We start from the raw sequence: 6,228 nt of genomic DNA, 5'->3' as shown, positions 1-6,228 counted from the left end.
CGCGCCAGCAGCTCCGCCAGCGCCGCAGCGTCCTTGCCGGCCCGGTCCTGGATGCGGCGGATGGTCGCCTCCAGCCGCTCGCGCGCCACGGGCTTGAGCAGATAGTCCACCGCGCCCTTGTCGAAGGCGTCGATCGCATACTGGTCATAGGCCGTCACGAACACCACCTGGGTATGCGGGCTGGCGTTGGCCAGCGCCTGCGCCACTTCCAGCCCGGTCAGCCCCGGCATGCGGATATCGAGGAAGGCGACGTCCGGCTGGTGCTCGGCGATGGCTTCCAGCGCCGCGGCGCCGTCTTCCACCGCCGCCACGATCTGCAGCTCCGGCCAGGCCTCGCCCAGCATCTGCACCAAGGCGTCGCGCAGCAGGGTCTCGTCCTCGGCGACCACGCACTTAAGCATGAACCTCTCCCTTCATGGCAGGATGAGTGGAATTGGGCACCGTGATGGTGGCCGCCACTCCGCTCGGGAAGTTGGCCACGATCGCGAAGGAGGCCGCAGCACCGAAGGCCAGCCGCAGGCGTTCCCGCACATTGCGCAGGCCGATGCCGGTGCCCCCGCCTTCGGCCGAGAAGCCGCGGCCATCGTCGGCCACCGTGATCGAGACCGACTGGTCGAAGGCCCGCGCCAGCACCCACACCGTGCCGCCGCCGGTCTTGGGCTCCAGCCCATGCTTGATGGCGTTTTCCACGAGCGTTTGCAGCATCATCGGCGGCAGCAGCACGGACATCAGTTCCTCCGGCACCTCGATCTGGAAGTTCAGGCGGGAGCCCATGCGGATCTTGAGGATGTCGAGATAGGCGCGGGCCCGCTCCAGCTCCTCGCCGACCGTCGACAGGGACTGCCCGTCGCGCGGCAGAGAGTGGCGCAGGTAGGAGATCAGGTTGCCCAGCATCTCGTCGGCACGCGGCGGATCGGTGCGGGTCAGCAGCTGGGCCGAGGCCAGCGTGTTATACAAAAAGTGCGGTTCCACCTGCGCATGCAGCAGCGACAGGCGCGCCTCCGACAGCTCCTTCTCCATCACGGTCTTCTCGACGGACACCTGCTCGCCGCGGCGCCGCTCGGCCACGCGCCGGGTCAGGGCCCGCACGATGGCTTCCGCGTTTTCCAGGTTGGTGCCGCCGTCCACCAGGAAGGCGTCGGTCCAGGTAGGCCGCTCCGGCTCGCACACCAGCGTCACGCTGCCCGCATCGCCGTTCGGCGTGATGGTGGCGAGAATCTGGTTGCGGCGCACCCGGCGGCGCTTGCCCTCCGCGTCCCCGCCGTGGCGGTAGGGATCGACGTGGGTGACCTTGGCGCGCACCTGCAGGCTGTCGCGCGCACTTTCGATGTCGTGGGCGCCCGGCAGCTCGCGGATGGCCGCATCGACCATGCTCCAGGCGTCGCTGGCGTCGAACGGAATCTCGATCTGGCGGCGCTGGCGGTTGGACAGCGACGCCGCATTGCACTGGGAGGCCAGCAGCCGCACCCGGCCCAGGTGCGACACCGCGATGCTGATGATGGCCCCGACCAGGGCGAAGCCGCCGAAGACGATCACCCCGCCGGGGTTGACGTCGGTACCGGCGAAGAACAGCTCGGCGATGGTGATGGTGATGACCATGTAAATGGCCAGCCAGGCAGCGGCGAGACGGAGTACGAGGAAGGAACTGGCGATCATGTCAAATCCATAGTGAGGGTTGGCGATGGCTAAACCTTAGCAAGCCCGCCTGCCACATCCCGGCATTATCCGACGGAACGGGCTATCCGGCGACAAAACCGGTCCCCAGCACCATCAATCCGCCCTCTGGCGCTCCCTGCGGCCAGTCCGGCGCCGCCACCCGGGCGAACGCGCTACGATCGGTCGCATCCCTCACGCCACAAGGAGTTGTCATGCCTACCCTGCTGCCCCGCCTGGCCCTGCTGCTGTCCTGCGCCTTCGCCCTCGCCGGCCTTACCGCCTGCGGCGACAAACACGAACCGACCAAGCCGACGGTGAGCGCCCGCGCCTGACCGCGCGCCCCCGCGACCCGCGCCTTGGGTACGCGCGGCGCGGCTGGTAAGATGCGGGCCTTCCGTTCACTCGCCCCGGCTGGCGCCGCGCCAGCCGCCTGCCGCCCATGACTTTCGCTTCCCTCGGCCTGATCGACTCCCTGCTGTCCGCGCTCGACACCCTCGGCTACCGCACGCCCACGCCGGTCCAGGCGCAGAGTATTCCCGCCGTGCTGGCGGGCCGCGACCTGCTGGCCGCCGCGCAGACGGGCACCGGCAAGACTGCCGGGTTCGCCCTGCCCCTGCTGCAGCGGCTCGTGATGGAAGGCCCGCAAGTCTCCAGCAACTGTGTGCGCGCGCTGGTGCTGGTACCGACGCGCGAACTGGCCGAACAAGTCCACCAGAGCTTCCAGAAGTACGGCGCCGCCGTCCCGCTGCGGACCATGGTGGCCTATGGTGGCGTGAGCATCAATCCGCAGATGATGCGCTTGCGGAAGGGCGTGGACCTGATGGTCGCCACGCCCGGCCGCCTGCTCGACCTTCAGCGCCAGAACGCCGTGCGCTTCAACCAGGTCACCACGCTGGTGCTGGACGAGGCGGACCGCATGCTGGACCTGGGCTTCGCGCGCGAACTCGATCAGGTCTTCGCCCTGCTGCCGAAACAGCGCCAGACCCTGCTCTTCTCCGCCACCTTTTCGGACGAGATCCGCGCCATGGCCGCCAAGCTGCTGCGCGAGCCGCTGACCATCGACGTCGCACCGCGCAACGTCGCCGCCAAGACCGTGACCCAGTCCGTCATCACCGTGGACAAGAAGCGCAAGCCGGAGCTCTTCCTGCATCTGTACCAGCGCCGCCAGTGGAAGCAGGTGCTGGTCTTCGCCAAGACGCGCAAGGGCGTGGACGAACTGGTGGACCGTTTGCAGGCTGCCCGCATCGCCGCCGACTCCATCCACGGCGACAAGCCCCAGCCCGCGCGCCTGCGCGCGCTGGAGCGCTTCAAGGCAGGGGAGGTGGACGTTCTGGTGGCGACTGACGTTGCCGCCCGCGGGCTGGATATCCACGACCTGCCGCTGGTGGTCAACTACGACCTGCCCATCGTGGCCGAAGACTACGTCCACCGCATCGGCCGCACCGGCCGCGCGGGCGCCAGCGGCGAAGCACTGTCGCTAGTCTGCGCGGACGAAGCCCCGCAGCTTGGGGCCATCGAAGCCCTCACCAGGCAGACCTTGAAGCGCAGCGAGGAACCCGGCTACCAAGCCGCACACCGCGTCCCCGAGACCAACGCCAAGGGCGAACTGGTGAAGAAGCCGAAGAAGCCCAAGAAGTCCAAGGCCGAACGCATGCCGGGCGTCGAGGTCAAGGAGGACGTGCGCTTCCGCTGTCCCTGACCAGCAAGTGCGCTGCCGGTCCGCCGGTGGCGCCACCTCAAGCCCGGCGGGCCAGCGCGCCGATCCCGCGCGCCATCTCCACGAATTCGCTTGGCATCAGGATCACGGTGGTCGTATTCTGCTCCGCGCCCACCTCGGTCACCATCTGCATGCGGCGGAGCTCCAGGCCCGCCGGATTCTCCATGATCAGCTGGGCGGCAGACTTCAGCTTCGCCGCGGCCTCCAGCTCGGCCTCCGCCTTGATGATGCGCGCCCGCTTCTCGCGCAAGGCCTCGGCCTCCTGCGCCATGGCGCGCTGCATGGACTCGGGAATCTCCACATTGCGCATCTCCACGCGCGAGACCTTGACGCCCCAGGGCTCGGTGGCCCCGTCGATCGCTTCGCGCAGGACCCGCGCCAGCTGTTCCTGGTCCTTGAGCACCTCGTCGAGCGTGTGACGGCCGATCAGGCTGCGCAGGGACGTCAGCGCCACCTGGATCACGGCACCGTCCACGTCGCGCACATCCACCACGGCGCGGACCGGGTCGATGGTCTGGTACCACACCACCGCCGCGATCTTCACCGGCACATTATCCTTGGTGATGGTCTCCTGCTGCATGACGGAGGCGGTAATGGTGCGCAGGTCCACCGTCACCTGCGTTTCGATCAGTGGGATGATCCAGTACAGGCCCGGCGCGGCCACCCGCTGCAGGCGGCCGAGGCGGAACACGACGGCGCGCTCGAACTGGCGCGCGATGCGCAGGCCGGTGGCGGCCAGCAGCAGGACCAAGGCCGCAATCAGAACAAATACCAGCATGGCAGCTCCTTTCGAAAGTAAAAATAGGGGGGCTCAGAGCTTCATCGGCAGGATGATCATCTGGAGCCCGTCGAAATGCAGGCGCCGCTGGATCGCCAGGGCCGCCTGGTTGTGCAGCAAGCGAGTCAGCAGGCTGTCGCGCTCGAACACGAGGCGGCTGGTGAAGAAGATCGCGTTCGAATAGTCCGCCCGAACGCGGTGGCACAGCGCCGTCAGCTCGTCCACCGCATCGGTGCCGAAGCCGAGATAGGACGTCGCAGGCATGCCGTGGCTGTGGCAGAAGCGCACGAAATCGTCAAGCGTGGCCTGCGCCTCGGCGCGCAGTCGCTCGATCTCGCCCGCCGCCCCGTAAGCCTGCGCATCCACCGTGCGCGCATTCACGAACACGAAGTTGCGGAAGTGGTGAGGAAACATGCGCAGGACCCACAGCAGCGCATGCAGTCCGCCGCCGCGCGAGCTCCCGACGATGAACACCGCGGTCTGGCCCCGCGGGTCAGGCTCGGGCGTGCCCACCGCATCCCCCAAGGGCTGCTGCGCGAACACCGCGTCCACCTGCGCGATGCGAGCCCGCGTCGCCCGGTAGTGCGCGCGGATCCACAGGCAGGCCAGCGCCACCAGCGTGGTGACCAGCACCGTCGCCCACCCGCCTTCGAAGAACTTCTCGCTGACCGTCACCACCAGGATGCTCGCCGTGACCAGCAGGCCGGTGGCAGACAGGGCCAGCCGCCCGCCCCACCCGCGCTGACCGCGCTGTCCCATCCAGTAGCGGCACAGGCCTGCCAGCGAGAGGCTGAAAGTCAGGAACACGTTGATGCTGTACAGGACCACCAGCAGTTCTACCCGGCCATGTGTCCACCACAGGACCGCGGCCGCGGAGGCGCCCATCAGCAGGATGCCGTTCTGCGTCACCAGCCGGGTCGAGAGGTAGCGGAACTTGTGCGGCACCCAGGAATCGGCCGCCATGTTGGCCAGTACCGCCGGCCCGCCCAGGAAGCCGGTGTTGGCGGCCACCAGCAAGAGCCCTGCCTCGAACGCCAGCGTGGCCGTCAGCGCCAGCGCCAGCGTGCTGCCGGACAGGCCGCTGTGGGCGAGGACGGACTTGAAGACGACGGCGTTGAGCGTCTGCCCCTCGGCCGGCACGGCCTGCCAGAGCAGGTACAGGAGGATGATTCCGCCCGCCGTGAAGGCCAGGCTGCAGGCCATGTACAGCATGGTGAGCTTGCCGGTGCGGACCCGCGGTTCGGCCAGCGCATTGACGTTGTTGGAGACCGCCTCGATGCCGGTGTAGGTGCCGCCGCCCAGGGAATAGGCCTTGAGCAGCAGCGCCACCGTGTACAGCCACGAATGTTCGGTGGCCAGCGCGCTGGTTTCGGCCAGCGTGTCCGGCAGAAGGGCGGGAATCGCGTGCGCATGCACCAGCACCCCGTACACGATCAGCACCGTATGCGTGAGGACGAAGCCCAGGAAAATGGGCAGCAGCACCCGGATCGATTCCTTCACGCCCCGCAAATTCAGCCAGACCAGCAGCGCCACCACGCCCAGCTCCGTCCCCAGCTTGTACTGCTGCGCGGCGAGCGGCAGCATCGAGAAGACGGCGTCCACGCCGCCGGCCAGCGAGATGGCGATCGTCAGTACATAGTCGACCACCAGCGCGGCGCCCGACACCAGGCCCGCGTAGGGGCCAAGCAGCACGGTCGCAATCCGGTAGCCGCCCCCGCCGGTGGGGAACAGCTCGATCACCTGGTTGTACGCCAGCGAGATGATGAAGACCGTGGCCGCCGTGGCCAGCGCCAGGTAGAGGCCGAAGTGGGTGTGGGCGCCGAGCGCCTTGAACGCTTCTTCCGGCCCATAGGCGGATGAGGACAGCCCGTCCGCCCCCAGTCCTACCCAAGCCAGGAAGGCGACCAGCGCCAGCGAATGGCGGGTCTCGGCTTTGAGGGGATCGAGGGGCTTGCCCAGCAGGGTGGCGCGGAGGGTGGCTATCATGGTCGGTAATCCGGCAGGAGGAACATGAGGCCACGATAGCGGCGGGCCCTGAAAATAGCCGTAAAGAAGGCCGCAGGCGCCGTAAACGCCG

Annotated in this window: 5 protein-coding genes; 1 reads left to right on the top strand and 4 read right to left on the bottom strand. The window is 68.2% G+C overall.

The features are described 5' to 3' along the window. Both E4L96_RS21150 and E4L96_RS21145 read right to left on the bottom strand, forming a co-directional pair. On the bottom strand, nucleotides 1–401 hold a 401-nt coding region (locus E4L96_RS21150; protein WP_135209200.1), incomplete at its 3' end, for a LytR/AlgR family response regulator transcription factor. After that, nucleotides 394–1,656, bottom strand: a complete 1,263-nt coding sequence (locus tag E4L96_RS21145; RefSeq protein ID WP_135209199.1) for a sensor histidine kinase — start codon at nucleotides 1,654–1,656, stop codon at nucleotides 394–396. The genes E4L96_RS21145 and E4L96_RS21150, both read right to left, overlap by 8 nt. A 439-nt stretch (nucleotides 1,657–2,095) precedes the next feature. On the opposite strand from E4L96_RS21145, the gene rhlE1 reads away from it, so the two are divergent. Further along, on the top strand, nucleotides 2,096–3,355 hold the full coding sequence (gene rhlE1 / locus E4L96_RS21140; protein WP_135209198.1) for an RNA helicase RhlE1: 1,260 nt from the start codon (nucleotides 2,096–2,098) through the stop codon (nucleotides 3,353–3,355). Nucleotides 3,356–3,392: 37 nt separating this feature from the next. Here the strand turns inward: rhlE1 and E4L96_RS21135 are convergent, their stop codons facing one another. Continuing rightward, nucleotides 3,393–4,151: an SPFH domain-containing protein gene (locus E4L96_RS21135; RefSeq protein ID WP_135209197.1), complete on the bottom strand. Its 759-nt coding sequence runs from the start codon at nucleotides 4,149–4,151 to the stop codon at nucleotides 3,393–3,395. Nucleotides 4,152–4,184: 33 nt separating this feature from the next. Beyond that, nucleotides 4,185–6,137, bottom strand: a complete 1,953-nt coding sequence (locus E4L96_RS21130) for an APC family permease (RefSeq protein ID WP_135209196.1) — start codon at nucleotides 6,135–6,137, stop codon at nucleotides 4,185–4,187. Nucleotides 6,138–6,228 lie beyond the last annotated feature (91 nt).

Source organism: Zemynaea arenosa (assembly GCF_004614185.1).
Classification (GTDB): domain Bacteria; phylum Pseudomonadota; class Gammaproteobacteria; order Burkholderiales; family Burkholderiaceae_D; genus Telluria; species Telluria arenosa.
The sequence above is the reverse complement of the archived record's forward strand: the minus strand, read 5'-3'. Positions and strand labels throughout refer to the sequence as shown.